Origin of the sequence: Hymenobacter taeanensis (assembly GCF_013137895.1) — a bacterium.
GTDB classification, from domain to species: domain Bacteria; phylum Bacteroidota; class Bacteroidia; order Cytophagales; family Hymenobacteraceae; genus Hymenobacter; species Hymenobacter taeanensis.
In genome coordinates, this window is sequence record NZ_CP053538.1 from 3,406,980 (window position 1) to 3,431,286 (window position 24,307).

At 59.6% G+C, this 24,307-nt stretch carries 19 protein-coding genes and 1 tRNA gene; 16 read left to right on the forward strand and 4 right to left on the reverse strand.

Going from position 1 to position 24,307, the window contains the following annotated elements; translation table 11 throughout:
• Window positions 1–87: 87 nt before the first annotated feature.
• Window positions 88–4,845 (forward strand): DUF8696 domain-containing protein, encoded by a 4,758-nt coding sequence (locus tag HMJ29_RS14410; protein WP_171592152.1) that lies wholly within the window; start codon window positions 88–90, stop codon window positions 4,843–4,845.
• A 69-nt stretch (window positions 4,846–4,914) separates the two neighbouring features.
• Window positions 4,915–5,886 (forward strand): PorP/SprF family type IX secretion system membrane protein, encoded by a 972-nt coding sequence (locus tag HMJ29_RS14415; protein WP_171592153.1) that lies wholly within the window; start codon window positions 4,915–4,917, stop codon window positions 5,884–5,886.
• A gap of 45 nt (window positions 5,887–5,931) precedes the next feature.
• Here HMJ29_RS14415 and HMJ29_RS14420 read toward each other — a convergent pair whose 3' ends face one another.
• Window positions 5,932–6,651, reverse strand: coding sequence for a DUF92 domain-containing protein (locus tag HMJ29_RS14420; RefSeq protein ID WP_171592154.1), 720 nt, complete (start codon window positions 6,649–6,651; stop codon window positions 5,932–5,934).
• Between the two features lie 179 nt (window positions 6,652–6,830).
• Window positions 6,831–7,466 (reverse strand): crossover junction endodeoxyribonuclease RuvC, encoded by a 636-nt coding sequence (gene ruvC, locus HMJ29_RS14425; RefSeq protein WP_171592155.1) that lies wholly within the window; start codon window positions 7,464–7,466, stop codon window positions 6,831–6,833.
• A 93-nt stretch (window positions 7,467–7,559) separates the two neighbouring features.
• Between ruvC and HMJ29_RS14430 the strand changes: the two genes are divergently transcribed.
• From HMJ29_RS14430 to HMJ29_RS14455, 6 genes are all read left to right on the forward strand, one after another.
• Window positions 7,560–8,606, forward strand: a complete 1,047-nt coding sequence (locus HMJ29_RS14430) for a lysylphosphatidylglycerol synthase transmembrane domain-containing protein (RefSeq protein ID WP_244679230.1) — start codon at window positions 7,560–7,562, stop codon at window positions 8,604–8,606.
• Complete coding sequence (locus tag HMJ29_RS14435) at window positions 8,599–9,822, forward strand: glycosyltransferase (RefSeq protein WP_171592156.1); 1,224 nt, start codon at window positions 8,599–8,601, stop codon at window positions 9,820–9,822. The genes HMJ29_RS14430 and HMJ29_RS14435 overlap by 8 nt, the downstream gene beginning before the upstream one ends.
• Window positions 9,823–9,938: 116 nt before the next feature.
• Entirely contained in the window at window positions 9,939–10,475 is a 537-nt protein-coding gene (locus HMJ29_RS14440; protein ID WP_244679229.1) for a c-type cytochrome, read from the forward strand.
• Between the two features lie 124 nt (window positions 10,476–10,599).
• Window positions 10,600–10,887 carry a hypothetical protein gene (locus tag HMJ29_RS14445; RefSeq protein WP_244679228.1) on the forward strand — a complete coding sequence of 96 codons (288 nt, stop codon included), beginning with the start codon at window positions 10,600–10,602 and terminating at the stop codon, window positions 10,885–10,887.
• A 3-nt stretch (window positions 10,888–10,890) separates the two neighbouring features.
• Window positions 10,891–12,081: an ABC transporter permease gene (locus HMJ29_RS14450; protein WP_244679227.1), complete on the forward strand. Its 1,191-nt coding sequence runs from the start codon at window positions 10,891–10,893 to the stop codon at window positions 12,079–12,081.
• Between the two features lie 130 nt (window positions 12,082–12,211).
• A complete protein-coding gene (locus tag HMJ29_RS14455; RefSeq protein WP_171592157.1) occupies window positions 12,212–13,450 on the forward strand; it encodes a PP2C family protein-serine/threonine phosphatase in 1,239 nt (412 codons plus the stop codon).
• A 78-nt stretch (window positions 13,451–13,528) separates the two neighbouring features.
• Here the strand turns inward: HMJ29_RS14455 and HMJ29_RS14460 are convergent, their stop codons facing one another.
• Complete coding sequence (locus HMJ29_RS14460) at window positions 13,529–15,013, reverse strand: O-antigen ligase family protein (RefSeq protein ID WP_171592158.1); 1,485 nt, start codon at window positions 15,011–15,013, stop codon at window positions 13,529–13,531.
• A complete protein-coding gene (locus HMJ29_RS14465; RefSeq protein ID WP_171592159.1) occupies window positions 15,010–16,212 on the reverse strand; it encodes a GumC domain-containing protein in 1,203 nt (400 codons plus the stop codon). Before HMJ29_RS14465 ends, HMJ29_RS14460 begins: the two co-directional genes overlap by 4 nt.
• Before the next feature lie 139 nt (window positions 16,213–16,351).
• Between HMJ29_RS14465 and HMJ29_RS14470 the strand changes: the two genes are divergently transcribed.
• The 8 genes from HMJ29_RS14470 to HMJ29_RS14505 all read left to right on the forward strand — a co-directional run bounded on the left by HMJ29_RS14470 (window position 16,352) and on the right by HMJ29_RS14505 (window position 24,297).
• Window positions 16,352–17,833 (forward strand): oligosaccharide flippase family protein, encoded by a 1,482-nt coding sequence (locus HMJ29_RS14470; protein ID WP_171592160.1) that lies wholly within the window; start codon window positions 16,352–16,354, stop codon window positions 17,831–17,833.
• Between the two features lie 72 nt (window positions 17,834–17,905).
• Window positions 17,906–18,814, forward strand: a complete 909-nt coding sequence (locus tag HMJ29_RS14475) for an FkbM family methyltransferase (RefSeq protein WP_171592161.1) — start codon at window positions 17,906–17,908, stop codon at window positions 18,812–18,814.
• A gap of 148 nt (window positions 18,815–18,962) precedes the next feature.
• A complete protein-coding gene (locus HMJ29_RS14480) occupies window positions 18,963–20,102 on the forward strand; it encodes a glycosyltransferase family 4 protein (protein ID WP_171592162.1) in 1,140 nt (379 codons plus the stop codon).
• A gap of 137 nt (window positions 20,103–20,239) precedes the next feature.
• Window positions 20,240–20,869: a polysaccharide deacetylase family protein gene (locus tag HMJ29_RS14485; protein WP_317241603.1), complete on the forward strand. Its 630-nt coding sequence runs from the start codon at window positions 20,240–20,242 to the stop codon at window positions 20,867–20,869.
• 57 nt (window positions 20,870–20,926) lie between these two features.
• Window positions 20,927–22,027: a glycosyltransferase gene (locus HMJ29_RS14490; protein WP_171592163.1), complete on the forward strand. Its 1,101-nt coding sequence runs from the start codon at window positions 20,927–20,929 to the stop codon at window positions 22,025–22,027.
• Window positions 22,028–22,086: 59 nt separating this feature from the next.
• Window positions 22,087–22,884, forward strand: a complete 798-nt coding sequence (locus tag HMJ29_RS14495; RefSeq protein WP_171592164.1) for a TatD family hydrolase — start codon at window positions 22,087–22,089, stop codon at window positions 22,882–22,884.
• Between the two features lie 203 nt (window positions 22,885–23,087).
• The gene (locus tag HMJ29_RS14500; RefSeq protein WP_244679225.1) at window positions 23,088–24,140 is read left to right on the forward strand and encodes an asparaginase; all 1,053 of its coding nucleotides are present in this window, start codon (window positions 23,088–23,090) and stop codon (window positions 24,138–24,140) included.
• Between the two features lie 69 nt (window positions 24,141–24,209).
• Window positions 24,210–24,297 (forward strand) — tRNA-Ser (locus tag HMJ29_RS14505).
• The last annotated feature ends 10 nt before the right edge of the window (window positions 24,298–24,307 follow it).

Here is a 24,307-nt window from a genome sequence, read left to right on the forward strand (position 1 = left end):
CCAAACCGTTCATCGGGTGGTATAAGCGCCTGTTGCTCAAGCGGGCGAAGGCTGCCTGGTATTAGGTGGCTACTTACCCTACTGCTATTGGTAAGCGGTGCCGCCTCAACGGCTCTTGCACAAGCGCCAACATCCCCCGAGTGTGCGGCCGATGAGAAATTTGCCAACACGTGGTACTTCGGCTTTAAGGCCGGGTTAGACTTCAATCAGGCCTCCGCCGATTCCCTCCCAAAGGTGCTCACCGATGGGGCCATGGATGCTCCCGCCGGCTCGGGGGTGATGTCGGATAAAAACGGCAAAATTCTCTTTTACAGCAACGGCGAAACCGTGTGGAACGGCGACGGCACCGTGATGACTAATGGCACTGGCCTAGCTGGCAGCCGCTTCACCACCGACGGCCCCTTACCTATTAAGCTGCCGGGCTTACCTGGAACAGGCCAGCCCACGCGCTACCTACTGTTCACTCTGCAAGACACCGTTGGCCTAAGCTATTCGGAAATAGAAATTCCTGCGACTGGCGGACCGGGTACCGTCATAGCAGCTACCAAAAACACGCCTCTGGCCCGCGGTACGGCGGAGAAACTGACGGGGGTATTCCATAAAAACGGTTGCGATATTTGGATTATCGCGCACGGTTGGGGCGCTGCCAAAACCGGCAACAACAACCGAGGCGACGCCTTTCTGGCCTACCGCGTGCGGCCATCAGTCGGCTATACAGGTCCGGTCCTCATTGATGCGCCCATTTCTTCGCCCGTTGGTAGCCTGCACGCGCCGAGCGTGGCGGCCCTGGGCTACAAAGGCCAGATGAAGATAACCCCCGATGGGCAGCGGCTGGCCCTGGCCCGTTACAGCGAAGCGCTGGGCGACAGCACCAGCACCGTTGAGCTATTTGGGTTTGACACCGGCACGGGCCAGGTGAGCGTTAACCCCCAGGTTCCGTACATCGTGGACAAGGGCGAAGGAAAATACTATGGGGTAGGGTTTTCGTCTGGCAATTTCCTCTACGCCACAGTGCGCAACCCGCCCAAGCTGCTGCAATTTGATATCAGCGGCAACGGCCCGGTTACCAAGCAGGATATTCCGCTCAAGCAGAAGACCCCCGCCGACCTGGGCTCCCTGCAGGCCGCGCCCGACGGCAAAATATACGTGGCCCGCGACAACCAGCCCGCGGTGGGTTTTATTGCCTACCCCGACTCACTAGGGCCCAAAGCCCTCTACGCCGACGATAGTCTGCAGCTGGGCGGCAGCCGTACGAGTGGCCTAGGTCTGGTCAATTTCAACCAAAGCTCCTTGTTGCGCGTGGGACCGAGTGCGCAGATAACGGGATGTCGGCAAATATCCTTTAGGGCTCCTCCCATTGACTTTGATGGGAAGACTTATGCATGGACGTTCGGTGACGGTAGCACCTCAACAGAAGAGAATCCAGTTCATATTTATGCTACGCCCGGCAACTACACCGTAACGCTACGCATCACGACCAACTGTTTTTGCCGCGAAAGTTCAGTCACTATTCAAGTGCCAGATTTGCCGGTGCCTGGCAGTATTGCCAGCCCGCAAACTCTGTGCGCCGGCACAGCGTCGGCTCCGCTTACCAGCGCTGTTGATGCCTCCGGCGACGCCGGCCTGCCGCTCGTTTACCAGTGGGAGTCATCATCGGACAATACTACTTTCACGGCTATCAGTGGAGCGAATGGGCCAACTTACCAGCCCCCAACTACCCAAACCCCTGGCACGACGTATTACCGTCGGCGCGTGCAACTGTTGCTGCCTGACCAGTCAGGGCCGTACTGTACTCCCACCTTTACTGTCTCGGTAGCCATTACCGTGTTGCCGGCCCTCACCCCCGGCAGCATCGCCGCCGACCAGACCGTGTGCGCTGGCACTGCCGCTACGCCGCTTACCACCACAGCCCCGGCTACAGGCGGCACTGGCACGTTTGCCTATCAGTGGGAATCTTCCCCGGACAACGTCACCTGGACACCGATTTCGGGTGCTACTAACCCGGAGTTTGCGCCCGGTATACTTACCACTACCACGTACTTCCGGCGGCAGGTAAGCTCTGGCGCCTGCGCTACCACGCCCTCCAATGTGGTTAAGATTACGATAGTGCCCGCCCTGGTGGCCGGTACTATTGCCGCCGACCAAACAGTATGCGCTAACGGTACGCCGGCGCCCCTCACCAGTGTCACGCCAGCCACAGGTGGCGCTGGCGCTATTGCCTATCAGTGGGAGGTGTCAACGAACAACGCTACCTGGACGCCCATTCCTGGCGCAACGGGCGCCGACTATGCTCCCGGTCCGGTTACCACCAACACCTTCTTCCGGCGGCAGGCTAGCACAGGCACTGCCTGCGCTCCGGCAGTTTCTAATACGGTTGCCATTACGGTGCTACCCGTTCTAACAGCCGGTACCATTGCCGCCGACCAAGCTATTTGTCCGGGCGGTACGCCTGCTCCCCTAACCAGCACCGCTCCGGCCACGGGCGGGACGGGCGCATTCACCTACCAGTGGCAATCTTCCCCGGACAATACTACTTGGACGGCCATTACCGGCGCGACCAATTCGGAGTATGCCCCCGGTCCGCTCACCAGCACCACGTATTTCCGGCGCGGAGTAACTGCAGGAGCCTGTGGCCCCGTGTATTCACCCGCCGTTACTATTACAGTGTTACCAGTTTTAACAGCCGGCACTATTGCGGCCAACCAAACGGTATGCTCAGGTGCTACGCCTGCCCCTCTTACCAGCACGGCTGGACCTAGCGGCGGAACTGGCCGGTTTGCGTATCAGTGGGAGTCATCAACGGACAACGCTACCTGGACGCCTATTTCTGGGGCGAACACAGAAACATTCGCTTCTGGCGTACTAGCAGCTACCACGTACTTCCGGCGGCAAGTAGATTCCGGAACCTGCGGACCGGTATATTCAAATGTTGTTACCATCACGGTATTGCCCGTGCTAACAGCTGGCACCATTGGGGCTAATCAAACGGTTTGTGCTGGCACTACACCTGCCCCACTGACCAGCACTACATCAGCGGCGGGTGGTACGGGCTTTTTGGCTTACCAATGGGAGTCATCAACTGATAATGCCACCTGGACTGCTGTGTCCGGTGCTACGGGGGCCGTATTTGCGCCCGGCCCACTGCCGGTAACTACCTTTTTCCGGCGGCGGGTGATGGCCGGAGACTGTGGACCAGTATATTCTAATGTTGTAACTATTACCGTGGCTCCGGCGCTAACGGCCGGCAGCATTGCCGCCGACCAAACCGTTTGCCTGGGCGCAACACCGGCCCCCCTGACCAGTGCCACTCCTGCTACCGGCGGCACGGGCAGCTACACCTACCAGTGGGAAGCTAGCCCCAATGGCTCTACCTGGGCGGTGGTTGCCGGTGCCACTGGCGAAACCTTTGCGCCTGGTCCGCTGACAGCCACTACGTATTTCCGGCGTCGGGTGACCTCCGGGCCTTGTGGGCCGGAGTATTCACAGCCAGTAATTCTAAGGGTATTGCCAGTCCTGACGGCGGGTTCTATTGCGGCCGACCAGACTATCTGTACTGGTACTGTCCCCAACCCGCTCACCAACACCACTGACCCCAGCGGAGGTACTGGCACGTTTGCGTATCAGTGGGAATCCTCGGCTGATAACTCAAACTGGTCAGCCATAGCCGGGGCAACTAACTCTACTTTCGCGCCGGGCACCCTCACGGCTACCACGTACTTCCGCCGCCGGGTAACGTCGGGCATGGGCAGTTGCGCAACGGTGGTTTCCAACGTGGTGACCATACAGGTGCAGCCTGCCGTGACGCCCACGGTAACTCTGGCTACTCCGCCCGTGCAGTGCCCTGGCACGCCGCTTACCTTCACGGCGGTGGTGACCAATGCGGGGGCCGCGCCTACTTTCCGTTGGCTCGTTAATAACGTAGCCGTTGCCACGGGGCCCACGTTCACCAGCAGCACCTTGGTCACCGGCGACCAAGTGCGGGTGGAGGTAACCCCCACGGCGGGGCTCTGCAGCACGGGGCCAGCCGTGGCAACGGTTACCGTAACGCGCACGCCCACTCCGCTACCCACGCTCACTATTTCGGTGCAGCCGGGCGGGCCCGTTTGCTTGGGCGCGCCCCTTACCTTCAGCCTCGTCAACGTAACGGAGGCTGGTCCGGCCCCTCAATACCAGTGGCAGGTGAATGGCGGAGACGTGGCCGGGGCTACGGGGCCAGTATTTACTAGCACAACGCTGCGCGAAGGTCAGGTCGTGACCCTGCGGCTGCGTACAACCAACGTGTGCGGGCAACCAGTTACGGCCGTTTCTAATGGAATAACCGTGCAGATTCAACCACCGGTTGATGTAGACGCGGGCCCCGACCGGGAGATTCTGGCGGGTACCACTATTACGCTGGAAGGCCGCGCCGACGGCAATTACCCCGTGACGTGGACCGCGGCTGCGGGGCTGACTTTCCCGTTTAATGACCAGTTGCGGCCTAGAGTTACTCCCTTGGTAACTACCACCTACACCTTGTCGGCGGGCAGCGGGGGCTGCGCAGACAGCGACCAGGTCACCATCACGGTACGCCCCGCCATCCGCATTCCGAACGCCTTCACGCCCAACGGTGATGGCCGCGACGATACCTGGCAGATTGAGTTTATTGAGCAGTTCCCCGAAAACACCGTGACCGTGTTTAACCGCTGGGGCAACAAAATATTCTCAGCTGAGAACTACAGCCGGGCCAATGAGTGGCGCGGCGACATCAACGGCCAGCCCGCTCCGGTGGGAACCTACTATTACGTCGTCGTCACGAAGGGACCGTTAGGCAAATCCTATAGTGGCTCCATTACCATTCTGTATTAACAATCTGTCCCTGCTGCGTGTGTCGCAGCAGGGCTACCGCTTAGTTCTTACGCTAAGGTCCCAACTGTTATGAAAAGAGCTTTAACTCTACTGCTGCTCCCGCTGCTGCTTGTGGCTGTCGTGCCGGCCCTGGCCCAGCAGCAGGCGCAGTACAGCCAATACATGAACAACAACTACATCCTGAACCCCGGCGCCACCGGGGTAGAGGACTACATTGACGTCAAGCTTAGCTACCGCACCCAGTGGACAGGTCTGGAGGGAGCCCCCAAGACCTACTACGCCAGCGCCAGCTCCTCGCTGGGCAAGTGGCGCACCACCGGCAAGCGCACCCTGCGCGACCGGCGCCGGCCGTTTCATGCCATAGGTGGCCTAGTGTATAAGGATGAAACCGGCCCTACCAGCCGGACCGGTGCCTATCTTTCCTACGCCTATAACCTGGTGCTGCGGCCTAACCTGCGGGCGGCGCTGGGGGTGTCGGCAGGTATGCAGCAGTTTGCCGTTGATGGGCAGAAGCTGCAGTTTTTTGATCCTACCACTGTAGCCGCCAGCGCCGCCTCACGGGTGCTCGATGGGTCAGTAGGCCTATGGGTGTATAGTTCCGATTTTTACTTTGGCGTATCGGGGGCGCAGCTGCTGGGCAATAAGCTTAACTTTTCCTATGGCCCTAACTCACTGGAGGCAGGGGAGGGCAATACACTTAAGCGCCACTACTTTGCCACGGGCGGGGTGCGGGTACCCCTCAGTGATGATTGGTCGCTGGTGCCATCGGTGCTGGTGAAGGCCGTGCAGCCAGCACCGCTTTCTGTTGACCTCAACGCCAAGCTTAAGTACCAGGATCTGCTGTGGGGCGGCGTCTCGTGGCGCGCCTTTGACTCATTCGTGGGCATGGTGGGCCTCAATTATGAGCAGTTTACGGTAGGATATTCCTATGACGCGGGCCTGTCTCAGTTGGCCGGCTACCACGGCGGCAGCCACGAGATACTGGTAGGCCTACGCCTCAAGAAAAAGGCGCAGGTGGTATGTACCAACCGTTTCTGGTAAGCAAAGCCACATCAACCCACGTACCCGGCTTGCCACTTAATGCGGTTAGAATACTTGAGCCAAGCCGGCCGCCACCACAGCGCCAACCAGGGTGTTGCAAAAGTTGACGATGTTGTTCGTAATATAATGTCGCCGCTCTAGTGTAGCGCCCAGGACAGAATCGGCCAGGTTGCCAGCTGTGCCCGCAACCAAGAGCAACCAGAAAGCTGACCCCAGGCCCGTGCTTAAGCAATAGACCCCGGCAACCACCGCGCTACCCAACAGACCCAACGCAGTGCCTGCTACGCTTACTACTCCATTTTCGCCCCGCACATCAGGGCGCCAGGTGAGGATGTTAAAGTACCGCCGGCCATATACGTTGCCCAACTCAGAGGAGAGAGTATCAGCCGTTGCGGCCGCAAAGCTGCCGGCCAGCATGAGCTGAGCTACCGAGGCGTTGGCGGGGAACTGCCAGCCCCACCCCGCTACCAACGCGGCTACCCCCGCATTGGCCAGCACCTGTCCTGCCGTGCGCTGGCCCTTGTTGGCCTCTGCGAGGCCTAGCCGGCGCTTTTCGACTACCTTCCAGGAAGAAGCCACGGAGCCTAAGCCAAAAAATAAAGCCAGCAGGCCTACCCCCAGCAAGCCACAGCCGCTGTAGATAAGCAGGCCTAGCAGTCCCCCCGTCCAGATAGCCACCGGAGTTAGTTTATTCCGGCGCCAGCTATACACCATGCCGGCGGCGAGCAGCAGTAGTACCAGCAGAAGACGCGGCAGATCAGTCATGGCCGCAAACATACGGCCCTCGCAAGCAAACCGTACACCCCACCGCCAGGGCTATTTCACTAGTGCTACCCTAAAGCAGAGGAGCACCGTGAGGCAATTTTCTCGTGTCCCCGAAGTAGCTGCTCAGGAGAGTCGCTGTCCAGACTCTGGTGATAGTATTTTCAGCAAATAGCAATCAGCTACGCCGCTGGCTTCTTCTTGCTGACTGCCGCCTTCTTGCCGGCCACGGGGGCCGCCAGCTTACCGGGGTTATCGGCAATGAACTTGCCCCAGCTTTTACCACCGGCTTTCACGTTGTTGCCTTTCTGGTAGTGGTGGCACATGGCCACGGCCAGGGCATCGGTAGCATCCAGGAACTTCGGGGCCTCCTCAATGGGTGGGAGCTGCAGGGTCTGGCGGAGCATGTGGGCTACCTGCTCCTTGGTGGCGTTGCCCGAGCCTGTTACCGACTGCTTCACCTTGGTGGGCGCGTACTCCACGTACGGGATCTGGCGGGAGAGGCACGCGGCAATGGCCACGCCCTGGGCCCGGCCCAGCTTGAGCATACTTTGCACGTTCACCCCAAAAAATGGCGCCTCAATGGCCAGCTCGTCGGGTAAGAACTCGTCGATGAGTTCCACCATCCGGTCGTAGATCTTCTTTAGCTTTACGGCGTGATTCGAGCCCAGGGCTTTCATGTTAATCACGTCGTACTGCACCACGCGCACCCGCTGGCCCTGCACCTCAATAATGGCATAGCCCATAATCTGCGTGCCAGGGTCGACACCCATGATAATCTTGGGTAGCAAATCGGTGGTGGCAAGGGGCAGAATCATGGCGGGGTAGGCGTAGTAGGTCGTTCAGATGGGGACTTACGCGGCTGTCGGCCGATAAACCAAAGTAGCTAACCGAATACTATTTCCGCCGTTTTGCCCCCTGACCTTCTACAAAACTACGTCCAAAAGCCGGATAGTGCCGCTCGTCGGCGCGGGTTTGTGGTGATGGGCAAACTTCTCGTTACCCTGCTCACGCTGGGGTTGCTCTGGTACTCGGTGTTTCAGGACGCCGACACCGCCACGGCCTGGCGCGGCTTGCTTACCCGCACCCTAAGCGGGGAGGGGCGCGGGCCTATTCTGCTGGCCCTGATCCTGATGCCAGCCAACTGGGGCCTCGAGGCCTGGAAGTGGTGGCGCCTGGCCCGGCACCTGGAGCCGGTATCGTTTCGGCGCAGCTTTCGGGCAGTTCTGGTGGGCCTCACGCTGGGTTTCGTAACCCCTAACCGCGTAGGGGATTACGCTGGCCGCATTATTGAACTCAAAAGCCGGCGGCTTGATGCGCTGGGGGCCGTATTTCTGGGGCGCTACTGCCAGTTGGTGGTTACCGTGCTGGCCGGCACTACGGGGCTGCTGTACTTTGTGCTGCGGTTTTACCTGCACGGCTACCCTGCCACTGGCCTAGGCCTGGTGGTGGCCGTGGTGCTAGCTAACCTGGCCGTGCTGTTGCCCTTGTACCGCTCACGGTTGCTGGTGGCGGCCGTAATGGCGGTGCGGCCGTTGCGGCGGTTCCGGCGGTTTCTGGCCGTTATGCCCACGTACCCGGCGCGGGCCCTCACGGCAGTCCTGCTTATTTCGGGGCTGCGGTACGGAGTGTTTTGCGTGCAGTTTGGGTTGCTGCTAGTGGCCTACGGAGCCCATGCGCCATTCGGGCCGGGAGTAGCGGCTATTGCGGGCACCTTCCTGCTAAAGTCACTGGTGCCCTCGCTCAATGCCCTGGCCGATGTGGGCGTGCGGGAGTTGTCGGCTACGCATTTGTTTGGGCTGCTGGGCGAGCCGGTGTTGCCGGTGCTTAGCGCCAGCATCAGCCTGTGGGTTGTTAATATTGCCCTGCCGAGCGCCGCCGGCCTGGGCTTTGTGCTGCGGCTGAAGGTAGTTCGTAAGCGTGGCAAAGCACCCGCAAAGCCCGCCGCGCATGAGTAGCTGGGAGTGGGGGAGTGGCCTACTGGCATTGCAGGTGCTGATTGCGGGTATTTACCTGTGGCAGATGCTGCTTTACCGCCGCGCCTGGTGCAACGCTCAGCCCTGCTCCCAAGGGGAAAGGGTGCCAGACGGCCCCAACGACCTATCCAGCACAGATTCCTTCGTCCATAATACAGCAGGAGCAGGAGAGAGGCCTGCGCCTGCCTTCTCTATTTTGATTGCGGCCCGTAATGAGGCCGAGAACTTGCCGCTGCTGCTGGCTGATTTGCAGCAGCAGTTGCCAGTGCCCGGCGGGTTTGAGGTGTTGGTGGCCGATGACCATTCTACTGATGCCACTGCCGCAGTAGTGCTGGAGGCAGCGCAGCGCCTGCCGTTTTCGGTGCGGCTGTTGCAGCTGGCGAATCTGCCCGGTGCCCGTACCGGCAAAAAGGCAGCGGTAGAAGCTGCCGTGCGGGCAGCACAGGCGCCCTGGGTGCTCCTCACCGATGCCGACTGCCGGGTGCCCGCTGGCTGGCTACAGGCCTACGCTACCCTTGCCGCCGACCCTGCCGTGCAGTTCATCAGCGGCCCCGTGCTCCTGACGGGTACTGGCTGGTTGGCTGCCCTGCAGGGCCTGGAGCTGGCCGGTTTGGTAGGAGTAGGGGCCGCTTCTATTAACCGGCAACAGCCCACTATGTGCAACGGGGCCAACCTGGCCTACCGCCGCGCCGCCTTTGCCGCCGTAGATGGTTTCCGGGGCAATGAGGCCGTACCCAGCGGCGACGATGAGTTTCTGCTGCATAAGATGCACGCGGCCTACCCCGGTGGGGTACGCTTCCTGCAAAACCGGCAGGCAATTGTGCGTACGGCGGCGCAACCCACCCTGCGGCAGCTCCTGTGGCAGCGGGTGCGTTGGGCCAGCAAATGGCGCCATTACCAGGCGGCCGCGCCCCAACGGCTGGCGGTGCTGGTGCTGCTGGCTAACCTCACCTTCCCAATAGGCCTAGGGCTTTGGCTGGGCGGTGCCTCTGCGGGGTGGTTAGCACCTCTGGCTTGGGGGCTGAAACTAGCAGGAGATGTAGTGTTTCTACGACCGGTATTGCAGTTTTTGGGAAGGGCGCACTGGTTACGCTGGGTGCCTGTGCTGCAACTGGCCTACGCGCCGTACGCGCTAGCTACCGGCCTATTGGGCCTGCGGGGCGGATATGTGTGGAAAGGCCGCCAGACCCAGACGTAAGACGCTTTTTCTACTATATAGTAATCAGAAAATAAAAAGTCGAAAAGGAGTGGTAGGGTAGCAATTGAGCACTACTTATTGGCGAAAAGTTAGGTCTATCCATAAGCTCTGGTGCTATGTCCCATTTCAGCCTAAAAGCCCTGTTTCCGTTGCTGGTTGTGTTGTTGCTCTTCTTGATTGGTGGTGTCTTTTTCGCCGCTACCGGCGTCATAGAGCCTTTCCAAATGGGAACCACGGCACAAAGCGGCGCGCAGCCCGATTCACTTGCGCAAGCCCAGGTCGCCGGGCTCAATTCAGCGGGCCAAGCTATAGCCATGGGGCCTGCGCTATCAGAAACAGAAGTTGCTGGCGAAGCCTTATTTAAAGGCAATTGCGCTCAGTGTCACGCCATAAACGAGGTGGTAGTGGGTCCGGCGCTCATGGGGCTCGACAAGCGTCGGTCCGAAAGGTGGCTCCTGAGCTGGATTAAAAACTCCGGCAGGATGGTAGCCAGCGGCGACGAGTATGCCATAAAGATCTTTAATCAATATGGCCAGCAGCAAATGCCCAGCTTCCAGCTTTCTGAATCAGAAATACGGCAAATACTGGCCTATGTGAAGTCTCATAAGGCAAGTGGTGCCGAGTATAACGGCGCCGTGGCGGTAGTTAAGTAACAGCTGATTAAGGGGCGGCAGCCCAGCGGCGTGTGGTGCGCACTAAGCCCAGCTGGGTTACTTTCAGGTTCCGGGAGTAGCCTTTTCGCTGGTATCTGCTGAAATTGGGCGGGGCCTTTTACCTTTGTTCATCCTGCCAAGCCCCATTCTGCCCGTGACCGACACCGAATTCGATATTCTCGATGAGCTGTATTTCGTCTGCTCCTTCTCCGATCTGGTTACCAAAACGCGGTTAGCTCCGGCTGAGCTGGAGCGTAACCTGCGTAACCTGTTAGCGCAGGACCTCATCCGCAGCTTCTGGCCCGACCCCGACACGGAGCTGGCCTACGAAGAAAGCTCCTTTGGCGCCATCGTGCGCGATAGTTTTTTTCTGGCCTCCAAAGAAGGCCTTTTGCAGCATAACACCCGCTAGCCTGTGGCCATAGCTGCTCCTGTTTCGGCTACGCTGCCCCCGGCCCGGCCGCCGGGCTATTACGTACGGCGGCGGCTGTTGCGCAACCAGCCCGCCATGCTCGGGCTGGGCTTTATTGTGCTGTGTACCCTGGTAGCGGTGCTGGGCTATTGGGTGCTGCCTGATAATACTCCTAACGCCAACAACAGCCTAGTGGCCCTGCAGAAGCAGCCGCCCGGCTTACGGGTAAATGTGCTGCGTATTCCGCTGCCTGATTCAGCCCGCAGTGCGGCCCGGGTAGGCTTGCTGGGCCTGTGGTGGGGTGGGCAGCCCTCGCCGTACCGGGAGGTGCCCATTGAAGCGCAGTACCGCACCACCCCCGACTCACTTTTTGTGCGCCCGTTCCAGACGTACCGGTCGGCAGGGGCGGCGCGGGTGGCTGAGCAGGGTGTTGCTCTGGCCAGCCTAACCAAAAACAGGCTCGCCAATAGTACCCCCCAATTCATTGCTGAGCAGGCCATCAGCTCCCGCACCTACCTGCTGGGTACCGATAAAGCTGGGCGCGACGAGCTCAGTCGTTTACTGCTGGGCACGCGCATCTCGCTCGGTATTGGTCTGGTGGCGGTGCTGATATCGGTGCTGCTGGGCATGGCCATTGGGGCCGTGGCGGGCTACGTGGGCGGCTGGGTTGATAGCCTATTGCTGGGCCTCATGACGGTGGTATGGAGCATCCCCGGCATCATGCTGGTCATTGCCATATCCCTCGCCCTCGACAGCAAAGGCGTCTGGACTTCGTTTGTGGCAGTTGGCCTTACGATGTGGGTAGATGTGGCCCGCGTGGTACGCGGGCAGATGCTGAGCCTGCGCGAAAAAACCTTCGTGGAAGCCGGCCGGGTGCTGGGCCTGCCCCAGAGTCGCCTGATCTGGCGGCACTTACTGCCTAACATGACCGGGCCTTTGATTGTGTTAGCAACCAGTAACTTTGCAGCCGCTATCTTGCTGGAAGCGGGCCTGAGCTTTTTAGGCCTGGGCGTGCAGCCGCCGGCCCCTTCGTGGGGGCTGATGGTTAATGAGGGTTTTCAGCTGCTGGGTACCGAGGCTGGCTTGTGGCTCACGCTGCTGCCAGGTTTGGCCATCAGCCTGCTGGTGCTCAGCTTTAACTTGCTTGGCAACGGCCTGCGCGACGCGTACGACCCTAAAACGCCAGTAGGCTAGCACAGGTGAAAGGCAAATTTGTGAACTTGTGAGCCTGCTTTAAACCCAGGCTTGGTAAACCTGAAAAGCACCACCTCACAAGGGCACCCTTTCACTTCTCCACTACTTCACAAGCTCACCACTTCACCTGATGTCTACTTCTCGCTCAATAAGCCCTGAGAAACGCCTACTACTGAAGGAGCGTGAATTGGGGGCTTTGCTGGAAATCACTCAAGCCATTAACCTCGATCCGACGGAAGGAGCGCTCTATAAAATCTTTCAGTTTACGCTGCTAGGCCAGTTGAATATTCGACGGCTGGTGCTGTACGTGAAGGATGAGGGTGCCTGGGAGTGCATGGTATCCTTTGGGGCTGGGCTGCCTGATTTTCGTACGGTGAGCCTCCCCCTGGCCGTGCAGGAAGGTTGTACGGCCCTGCCGTGCCCGGTTAAGCACTTTGGGCTGAGCCCCGAGTGGCAGCATCTGGAGACGGTGATTCCGGTAGTATCGAATGGGAATGTGCAGGCTTACGTGTTTATCGGCAACGTGCACGAAGACTACGCCGATGAGGAAGCCACCAAGTTTCTGCAAACGCTGAGCAACATTCTTATCGGGGCCATTGAGAGCCGCCGGCTGGCGCGGCAGCGCGTAGCCGATGCCGCCATCCGGAAGGAGATTGAAATTGCCCAGGAAGTGCAGACTATGCTCTTCCCACGCAAGCTGCCCAATGATGCCCAGGTGGCGGTGCAGGCCAGCTACGTGCCTCACACCGCCGTGGGCGGCGACTACTACGATGTGGTTAGCCTCGACGATAACCGGTTCCTGTTTTGCGTGGCCGATGTGTCTGGCAAGGGCGTGGCGGCCTCTCTGCTCATGTCGAACTTCCAGGCGGGTCTGCGCACCCTGCTGCGCCAGAAGGCCGACCTGGCCACGGTGGTGCATGAACTGAACAACCTCATTTTCCGCAATGCCGGCGGCGACAAGTTCATCACCGTATTCTTCGGGCTCTACGACCGGGGCACCCGCGTACTGCAATACGTAAACGCGGGCCACAACGACCCTCTGCTCATTCCTGACCAGGGCCCCATGCTGCTGCTCAAGTCGGGCACCATTATGCTGGGCGTGATGGAGGAGCTGCCCATGCTGCTGGTAGGGGAGGTAGTGGTGCCCCCACGTACGCTGCTGCTCACCTACACCGATGGCCTGACGGAGGTATTCGACAGCAACCAGGAGGAGTTCGGGGAGGAAGGCGTACTGCGTGTACTGCGCCACAACCGCTATGCCCCGCTAGCGGTTGTGCATCGGGAGCTACTGCGCGAGATAGAGGCCTACAACGCCAGCGGCAACCGCTTCGCCGATGACGTAACCATTCTCAGCTGCCGCTTTAAATAGAGGAGTGGCCTAGCGGATGACGGATAGTGCCGTTACGGCTTAGAGCGCAACGCTGCGGAGTACCGGCAAGCCGCTAGCCTAGCTAATAGCGCGCTGTGCCTCTATGACTATGCCGCCCTCTTGCTTTGGCTTTAACCAGGTGCCCATCCGGATTAAGACGGCCAGATTAAAAAAGAAGAAGGAGCCAATCTTATCAACTTCTACCAGCTCATTCAGAAGCAGGTGAAACACAATAATAACAAAGCTAAGCCCGCAGGCCAGCACTACGTAGCGCAACTCTGAGCGCGGGACGGTGCGATGGTATAAGCGCTCAATCATCAGGAGGCTGATACCCAGCAGCACCACAAAGAGCAGCATGCCCGGAAATCCCTGCTCGGCCAGCAGCAACAGAAAATAGTTGTGCGTAGTGGAGCGCTCGGGGTTGTCGCTGACGTAGGTGCGGAAGCTGCGGACGGTGTAGCGCTTGTACTCGGGGTAAAATGTGCTGGGGCCGCTACCTACCAGGGGCTTGTCGGCCGTCATGCGGGCCGCCGCCACCCACCGGTACACCCGCTCCATCCCCGACATATCCTGTAGCTTATACGTAGCCTCCAGGTGTTTGCCAAAGTCTTTGCCGTTGAAAACGGTTTTCTCGAAGTCGGGAGCGTACAGCATGTAGTTGTTTTCGCTCAGAAAGTAGCTGACTCCCGCCAGCACGCCTACCAACGTGCCAACCAGTAGCAGGCGGGTTTGGCGCAGGCGCATAACCCCGTAGAAAATACCCGCCACCGGCAGTGCCAGAATGGAAGCACGCGTGTAGGCCGTCAGCAGTCCAAACAGCAGCAGACCCGTAGCCAGGTGCCAGCCCAGGCGGGCCAGGCCAGTACTATTGCGCGCTCCATACCATGAGAAGGGCAACAGCAGGGCCAGTACCGTAGCGTAGGTTACGTGGTTGCGGTAGAGGGGCTGCACCGCCGGGTTAATGGCATCAAAGGCAAAGCCATGAGCCGCGTGCCGTACAATTACAATGAGCACCGTAAGGCAGGTGCCAATTACGTAGAGCCGGGCCACCTGCCACACCTTCCCGGGGCGGCGCACCAGCAGGAACGTGCCCAGTATAAAGGGCGTCAAGTACCATATCTTGGCCAGAATGTACTTGATGGACTTGGTAGAATCGACGGAGAAAAACGACGAGGTAACGGACCACAGTAGCATCAGCAGCAGCACCACAAGTACGGGGTGCAACAACTCCCGGGCCGGCAGCCGCACGCGGCGCATAAATAGGGTGGCCATGATGCAGCCGGTAAGCGTCATCATCAGCGGCTCCGAGGGTACATCGAGGCTCAGGCCGCCCGGCACCGGAAACTCACGAGAGAAGGCCAGCGTCAGAAACAGCAGGTAAAAGAGCAGCGTCCAGTCGGTAAATACCACCAACAGGCCTAGCGCCAGCACCACGGGCAACAAAGCCAGCGGCGTTTCCAGCAGGGCCGCCGTTGCGCCGCCCAGCATCAGCAGGAGCATAAACCCCACAAACAGGCGTTGGCTGGGGTCGGTGGGGCGAAACCGGTTCAGCAGCTCACTCACGTGGAGGCCACTACTGGGCGCTGGGTCCGGCGGTACAGCTCCAGCAGCGTGATGACCACCACCGACAACGCAAAGGTTAGGAACACCGAGCCAACGATAATCAGCCAGCGCACCGGCTTGCTCTTGCGGGTGGCTGGGTACGCCTTCTGCACTACATAAAGCGACGAGATACGCGCCTTAATAGACAGCTCCGCCGTTTCGTACTCGCCCTGAGCCTTCACCAGGCGGTCCTGCAGATCGGTTACGCGAGCCGTGAGCAGGTTCAGGGAGTCGATGCCGTTGATGTAGCTTTCTGCGTTGATGAGGTTGCCGCTGCTGCTGCTGGTAAGGCCGCGCAAGGCCCGGCGCAGGCTCGATGACTTGGGGCCGCCGCTACCTTGCTCGGCCAGGGCGCTTTGCGTTTCCACAATCTCGCGGGCCAGGTAGCTTTCCGTATTGTTGGCCGTTTCCTGCTCGTTTTGCTTGATGCGCTTGAGCGCCTGGCGTAGGCCCTGCGTTCTTACGTACTGCCCCGTTTGGTTAAGCTCCCGCTCCAGACGCACAATCTCCCGCGACAAATACCGCGACTGTTGCTCTGGCCCGAAGATGCCGTAGCGGTGCCGGGCCTGCACTACCTGCTGGCGCGAGTGTTCATATTCTTTGTTCAGGAACTCGTAGCGCTGCTTGTATAGGCCTAGCACATTGCGCCGGTTCTCCAGCGTCAGCTGCTGGTTAATGGAGTCGATGACCGTCACCATAGTATTGGTGATTTGGGCCGCTAGCTTCTTATCCTGGTCCTGAAACGAAAGCTCAATAACATCACGCTCATTGCGCACAATGTCGAGGTTGTCGCTGAACTCGCGCAGGGCATCGGTATCGGCCTTGTCGTTGCCGGGAGTGCCCACGCCGTAGTGCTGGTACAGGTTGAAGCGCTTGAGCATCAGCTCAGCTACCGGCTGTGATTCGCCCACGGTTATTACGCGGTCCAGGTCTTCGGTACGGCCACCCAGTTCCAGTTTCTGGCCCTCTACAATGCGGTCAGGGTCAGAGTTTTGAGGGTTGGTGGGGAAGAATACTGCCTTCGATTGGTAGATGTTAGGTAACAGAAAAGCTACAAGGGTACTGAGCACAAATGCCAGCACGAGAGCCGCCAGCACCAAGTTTTTCCAACGATTAATAATAGGCCACAGGCCAAGAAGAGAATACGGGCGCTCCGACATAAGTATAGATAGCCGCTCACCCCAAAGTGGAAAGGGGGCTGGCAGCGGCGAGCAAAGATAGAGGAAAAATGCCCTCTCCCGTGCGGATATCGGCTCTGAGGCCCGCCGGCTTTTTACGTAGTTTTGTGCCCTGGCCAGGTTGCCCTGTGGCGCCTGGAGCAGATTTATTCAGTTAAGCGCCGACGGCATCAAACGGTTTTTTGGAAATATCAGTCTGGTAGTGCTGCTCAACCTGCTCATAAAGCCAGGCTGGGTGGTGCTGGAAAATATAGTGCAAGACCGCCTGGGGCACGCGGCTTTTGGCCTGTTTACGGCCCTCTCCGCCCTAACGCTGGTGCTGGCTACCGTCTCAGATCTGGGCCTGACGCACTACAGCGTGAAGCGCGTAGCCGCCGACCCTGCCTTCCTGACCGAGTACTTCCCTACTATTCTGCCGTTACGTGGCTGGCTTAATGTGGCGGCCCTGTTTGCCATGCTGGGCGTGGGGTGGGTGATAGGTTACCGTAGCTACCCGCTGGTGCTGCTCGGGGCCATTGGGGTAAGCCTGCTGCTGGCCCAGTACGGGCAGTTTTTGCGCGGTACCCTGCAGGCCCACCAGCACTTCAACACCGATGCGGTGCTGTCGGTGTTTGAGAAGTTTCTGTTGCTGGGCCTGGTGCTGGTACTGCTGCCCCTGGGCCTCACGCTGGAGCGCTACGTGGGCGTGCGGGTAGTGGCAGCGGTGTTTACCACCGTTCTGCTCTATGGGCTCATGACGCGCCTGTTTGGGCGGGTGCGCTACCGCTGGCAGTGGGGGCAGGCCCGCACCGTGCTGCGCGAAACCGTGCCGTTTGCCGTTATCACGCTGCTGTATGGGGTGAATGAGCGCATTGACATGGTAATGCTGGAGCGCCTGGCCTCACCCACGGAGGCGGGCTATTACGCCGGGGCCTACCGCTGGGTTGATGCCGTGATGATGTATATCTGGACGATTCTGCCCCTCTTCTTCGCCAAGTTTGCCGGCGCCGTAAACAGCCGCCAGGAGCAGCGCGACCTGCTGTGGTTTGGGCAGCGGGTGGTAACGCTGCCCATGCTGCTGCTATGCGCCTTCGTGCTGTTTCGAGGTGAGGTGCTGTTCTGGCAGTTCAAACACAGCAGCCCGGCTGAAGTGGCCCGTATGGCGTGGTGCCTTAAAATTCTCTTCGTGAATGTGCTGGTACACTCGTTCTTCGCGCTTTACGCTTCCCTGCTCAACAGCACCCGCTTCGTAAGTACCGTGAGCCGACTGGTGGCCGTGAGCGTAGCCTTGAATATTGGTCTGAACTGGGTGTTCCTGCCGCAATTCGGCGCCATTGCCGCCGCCTGGAACACGCTGCTTTGCGCCGTGTTCGTGTCTGGCTGCTATGTGTGGCTGGTGCAACGCCACGCTGAAATAGCAGTGCCCTGGAAAATACTTGCCAAGCTGGCGGGTATATTTGGCTTGTTGTGCGCCGCGTGGTACGCCATGCAAACCTACCTGCAACTCTCGTGGTTAGTGGAGGCTATCGTGGCTGGTGCGTTATTTATGGTGCTGGTGCTGGCACTGCGCATTGTGCGGCCCGCCGAACTTAAACAGCTACGGCAGCGCAAAACCGAAGCGTAAAAGTCGATATTTGCCCGTCTGCACCCTGGCCTGACCAGCTTGCGGCCCCCTTTGCGTCTCTATTCTTAGTACATGAATTCCCTTTTAAAGCAGCTTGATGAAGTCGAAGCCCTTGCCAACGCTACTAAATGGCGGCGCCTGCTGCATGCCCCTGGGAAATACCTGTACGCCATAGGGTTTCGGCAGCTGGTGTACGCTCGCACCAAGAAAGGGCTGGTGAAACAAGTGAGCACTTTCTTCGGGATGCCCATGCAGGTGGTGCTGCCCGCTGGCACTGATATCTACCTGACGGGAGGCAAGTCGCACAGCTCAGAAATTCGGCTGGCCCGTTTCCTGATCAACACCCTGCAACCCGGCGACACTTTTCTGGATGTGGGTGGCCACTTCGGGTATTTTGCGCTGCTGGCCTCACGCCTGGTGGGGTCTGCGGGGCAGGTACTGGCCTACGAGGCTTCAAGGAGCACCTATGCCGTGCTGGCTGAAAATGTGAAAGGTCAGGCCAACATTCAGGCCATCAACCAAGCCGTTTCTGACAAGCAGGAAACTATATCTTTCTATGAGTTTCCGGTGCTCTACAATGAGTTTAACTCCATGGATGTGGCGCAGTTTGCCGATGAGAAGTGGTTTGCCGACTTCAAGCCCACGCGCATTGACATTCCGGCCACGCGCATCGACGACATCCTGAAGGCAAGCAACCACCAACCCGCCGTTATTAAAATTGACGTGGAAGGGGCGGAGCTCAAGGTAATTGCCGGGGCCGCAGAGAGCCTAGGCCATTTGCGCCCCTATGTGGTAATGGAATACCTGGAGCCCAAACGCCATAATGCAGAGCACCAGAAGGCTGTGGCGTTGCTCCAGCAACTGGGCTACAGCGCCCACTCCCTGAATGCGCTGGGCCAGCCCGTGCCGTGCGCTGATCTGAATGGCTTCCTGCAGGCGCATAGCTACGACTCTGATAACTTCGTCTTTATCAAGCAGTAACCTGGGCTGTAGGCCACCCCGGCTTGCGCAAGCTACCAAGAGAGGCGGGTAAACGGGCGGGGCCGTAGCTGCGCCGTGGGAAATGACGTAGTATTCTTGTACCGGAATCTGGTTTAGCCTTAGTCTTCACTTGCCCACTTCTAGCCGTTTGGAAATAGCCGTTAATGTTCGTTTCCTGCTCCCCGGCGACAAGCTGGAAGGCATTGGGCGCTTCACCTACGAAACGCTCCGCCACCTGGTGCAGCAGCATCCGGAGCACACCTTTCATTTCCTGTTTGACAGGGCGTTTGACCCGCGCTACATTTTTGGCACAAACGTGGTGCCGCACGTGCTGAGCCCCCCGGCTAGGCACCCCGTGTTGTGGGTGGCCTGGTTTGAAGGAGCCGTGGCGCGGTGGCTGCGCCGCCACCGCCCGGCTGTGTTCCTGAGCCCCGATGGCTATACCACGCTGCGCACCCACGTGCCGCGGGTTACCGTGCTTCATGACCTGGCCTTCGAGCATTTCTCGCAGGATGTAGACCGGCTCACGCTCCGCTACTACCAGTTTTTTACGCCCCGCTTTGCCCGGGCATCTGAGCAGCTAATTGCAGTTTCGGAGGCCACCCGCCAGGATATTGTGCGCACCTACGGCGTTGCGGCCGATAAAATCAGCGTAGTCTACAACGCCGCCGATGCTCAGTTTCAGCCGCAAACCGAGGCCGAACAGCAGGCCACCCGTGACCGGTACAGCGCCGGTAAGCCGTACTTTTTATTTGTGGGCGCCCTGCAGCCCCGCAAGAATCTGCTGAACCTGCTGCGAGCTTTTGAGCTGTTTAAGCAGCAAACTCAGGCGCCCACCAAGCTGCTGGTGGTAGGGCGCACCGCCTGGAAAGCCGGGCCCATATTTGATGTATACCGCCAGATGCAGTTTCGGCAGGATGTGCACCTGACCGGCCGCGTTACCGATGAAGAGCTGGTGCAACTGTACGCTGCCGCCCACGCCACGGCTTACGTGCCGTATTTTGAGGGTTTTGGCATTCCAATCATTGAGGCGCAGGCGTGCGGCTCACCGGTTATTACCTCCAACTGTAGTTCCATGCCCGAGGTTGCCGGCAACGCGGCTCAGCTGGTTGACCCGTTTCAGGTGGAGTCCATTGCGGCGGGGTTACGCGTGTTGTATGAGCAGGCCACTCAGCGGCAGGAGCTGGTAGCTCGTGGGTTCAGCAATGTGCAGCGTTTTTCCTGGGAGCAGAGTGCTCAGGCGTTGTGGCAGGTGCTGGAAGCGGTGGGCAAGCGAAGCCAAGGGTAAGACGCCCAGCCCGCCGGCAGCATGAGAGGAGGCTTGGGGCTGCTAAAAGCGGCGGGCTTGCGTACTTTGCGACCCGCAACCAGTGGCCTAGGCCCGTGGTCAGCACGCAACTTCAGTTATTTAACTCCTCTGCTTCTGTGCGTTTGTTTCGAATGCCGGCTTTGGTGCGGCGCTTGTTTCCGGAGTGCCTCTGGCAGATGCCCGCCACCCAGCCTCCCACGCTGTACTTGACCTTTGACGACGGACCTATTCCGGAAGAAACGCCCTTCGTGCTGGAAACCCTGGCCCAGTTCAATGCTAAAGGCACGTTTTTTTGCGTGGGCGACAACGTGCGCCGCCACCCCCACGTGGCCCGGCAGATTGTGGAGCAGGGCCACCGGCTGGCCAACCACACCTTTTACCACATAAGTGGCTGGAGTCACTCAAATGCCTCTTATCTCCAGGATGTAGCGGAGTGTCAGGCCGTATTGGATGAGCTGCAGCCTCAGGCTAAGCCGCTGCTGCGCCCGCCCTACGGTCGGATTACCAGGTCGCTGGCCCAGGCCTTAGCCCACAGCTACCAGGTAGTGATGTGGGATGTGCTGACCTACGACTACGACCGCAGCTTTGCGGCCGAGAAGTGTCTGCACCATGCCATTCAAAACACCCGGCCCGGCTCCATCACCGTTTTTCACGACAGCCTCAAGGCCAGCCGCAATATGCGCTACGTGCTGCCGCGGTATCTGGCGCATTTCGCCGAGCAGGGGTATGAGTTTGCGCTGCTTTAATGCCGGTCGCGGGAGCAGCTGACAGATTCTGACTTCCCCGAGCGACCTTTGTGCCCGATGCTGCTTTTCACGCTTTACTTTCTGGGCTGGTTTGGGCTGCTCCTGACCTCAGCGGTGCTGTTTGCCCGCCGGCGGGGGAGCCAGCCGGAGCCTTTGCCCCAGCTGCTGCCACGAGTGAGCATTCTGATTGCCGCTCGCAACGAGCAGGCCGCCATTGGCCGCTGCCTGCTGGCCATTCGGGCGCTGCAGTACCCGCCGGAGCGGGTGGAGGTGCTACTCGGTGACGACGCTTCCACTGACGATACGGCCGCAGTAGCTCAGGCTGCTATGGCGGGCTATGCGGGCACATTTCGGGTAGTGCCCATCCGGGAGAACCTGGGTACGGCCCGGGGGAAAGCTAACGTGCTGGCCCACCTTACCCGCACGGCTTCCACGGAGTACTTCTTCATCACCGATGCTGATATTGCCGTGCCGCCTACCTGGCTGCAGGGGTTGCTGGCTCATGCGCGAACTGGGGTAGGCATTGTTACGGGCCTGACCCTGGTGGAAGGCCCACGCCTGTTCCACCACATTCAGGGCCTCGACTGGCTGATGTCGTTGGGGCTGGTGCAGGTGGTAACGGACATGGGCCGCCCGGTAACGGCTATGGGCAACAACATGCTCATAACCCGCGCCGCGTATGAGGCTACTGGCGGCTATGAGCAGCTGCCGTTTTCCGTCACCGAAGACTTTGAGCTGTTCAAGGCGGTGCTGCACCGGGGCTACACCTCCCGCAACCTATTTCGGGCCGAGGTATTGGCTGAGTCGCTGCCCATGTATACCTGGGCGGGGCTGCTGCACCAGCGGCGCCGCTGGATGCGGGGGGTAGAGGGGCTGCCCGGGTGGCTGAAAGGCTGCCTGCTGCTGTATGGCTCCTTTTATCTGGTGCTGCTGGGGCTGGCCTGGATAGCGGGACCAGGCGTGGCCGCGGCAGTGTGGGGCCTGAAAATGGTGCTGCAGGGTAGCCTGGCGGCACTCTGTTTCCGGCAAGTAGGCCGCCGCGCCCCGCTCCATCTAATTCCGCTGTATGAAGCGTACAGTGTTTTCCTGACGGGAATGCTAACCGGGTTTCGGCTGTTACCCATCCGCTTCAGCTGGAAGGGGCGGCAGTACCGGTAGGCTCTGCCCATCCCTTTTTCGCTTCAAGGCCCAACGTACTATTTACCACCTTTGCAGCCATGCAACTCTCCGATTCGCACGCTCACGTTTACTCCGAGCAGTTTAAGCCCGACCAAGACGATATGCTGCGCCGCGCCTTCGACGCCGGCGTACTCACCATCTTCATGCCCAACATCGACCACACCAGCATAGATGCTATGCTGGAAGTGGAGGCCAAATATCCCACCAACTGCTTTGCCCAAATGGGCCTGCACCCCTGCCACGTTACGCGCAACTTTGAGAAGGAGCTCTACGAGGTAGAAACCTGGCTGGGGCGCCGCCCATTTGCGGCAGTAGGGGAGTGCGGCATTGATTTGTACTGGGATAAAACCCACCTGGCCGAACAGCAGGAGGCTCTACGCATTCAGGTAGGCCTGGCCAGGAAGCACAATCTGCCCCTGGTGCTGCACACCCGCGACGCCTTCCGCGAAACCGCCGACATCATTTCTGCCACCCAGGATGGCTCCCTGCGCGGGGTGTTCCATTGTTTCTCCGGTTCAAAGGAAGAAGCCGAGGAAGTTATCAAGCTGGGGTTTAAGCTGGGCATCGGGGGCGTGGCTACGTTTAAGAATGGTGGCCTAGACAAGGTTCTGCCCGGTATTGGCCTGGAGCACCTGCTCCTCGAAACCGACTGCCCGTATCTGGCTCCCGTTCCGCACCGGGGCAAGCGCAACGAGCCCAGCTACCTGCCGCTGGTAGCGCGCCGCGTAGCTGAGCTGCTGGGCAAAGACGTGGAGGAAGTAGCGGCGGTTACTACCCACAACACACGGGAGCTATTCGGGGAGCTGCCAACCCAGCAGGGCCCGCAGCCTGCGTAGAGGTGAGTCCCACCCCCTGCCCTCAAAGAGAGGTATTTTACTTCGGCAAAGCCAGCTAATGAAGAAGTTGGAATGCTAGTCTGAACCCTGCTCTTGGGAGGAGGGGTGGGGGCTCCGGCTGACTTGGTCATATTTGTGTCTGGTCGCCGTTCTGTTTATACCTTCACCGCTCCTGCCAACAGTACCACCCAACCTGCCTGCCTTTGTTTACCCCTGCTGATACTTCCCCTGAAAAAGCCATTCTGGTAATTTATACCGGTGGCACGGCCGGAATGGCCTACAATAAATCTGGCGAGCTGGTGCCGATGAAATTTGAGCAGATCCGGAAAAAAATGCCGGAGCTGCGCCAGCTCAACATGCAGGTGGATGTCCTGAACCTGGGGCCACCCATTGATTCCTCTAACATTACCGTTGCCGATTGGCTGGCCCTGGCGGCCCTCATTCGCGACAACTACGCCCGCTACGATGGGTTTGTGGTGCTGCACGGCACTGATACCATGGCCTACTCAGCGGCGGCCCTGAGCTTCCTGCTCGAAAACCTGGGAAAAACCGTGGTGTTTACCGGGGCGCAGGTACCCGTAGGCCGCATCCGGACCGATGCCCGCCGCAACCTGGTAACGGCCCTGGAAATGGCCGCCGCCTGCCACCCTGCGGGCGGTGCCGTGCGGGTGCCGGAAGTGTGCGTGTTCTTTAATGAGCTGCTGATCAGGGGTAACCGGGCCAAGAAGGTAGAAAGCCAGCAGTACGATGCTTTCCGGAGCGAAAACTATCCGCCGCTGGGCCGGGCGGGTATTGAGCTGGAATTTAACGACCGGCAGATTCGGCCGCTGCCCGCCGCCCCCCTGTGCGTGCACACCCACCTTGATGATAGGGTGACCATTCTGCGCCTGTTCCCTGGCCTCACCGAGCGCATGGTACGCGCCCAGCTGGAGGTAGATGACCTGCGCGGCGCGGTGCTGGAAACCTATGGCTCTGGTAACGCCCCCACTGCGCCGTGGTTTCTGAACTGCCTGCGCGATGCCGCCGACCGGGGCGTCTGCCTGCTCAACGTAAGCCAGTGCGAGGAGGGGCGCGTGCTGCAGGGGCGCTATGAAACCAGCGCCCACCTTAGTGGCTTGGGCATTTTGGGTGGCGACGATATTACGGTGGAGGCGGCCATCACCAAGCTTATGTTTGTGCTGGGCCTCAACCAGGCGCCCGAGGTAACGCGGCGCCTGCTAACCCAGGATTTGCGCGGCGAAATCACGTTAATCTGATACGATAGAGGCCTGGGGCTTGCGTATCCGGAAAATCGGGTGTTATTTTGCGCCACTTCCCCGCATCCTAGAGAGGTGTCCGAGTGGTCGAAGGAGCACGCCTGGAAAGTGTGTATGGCTCAAAAGGTCATCGTGGGTTCGAATCCCATCCTCTCTGCAGTAAAGCC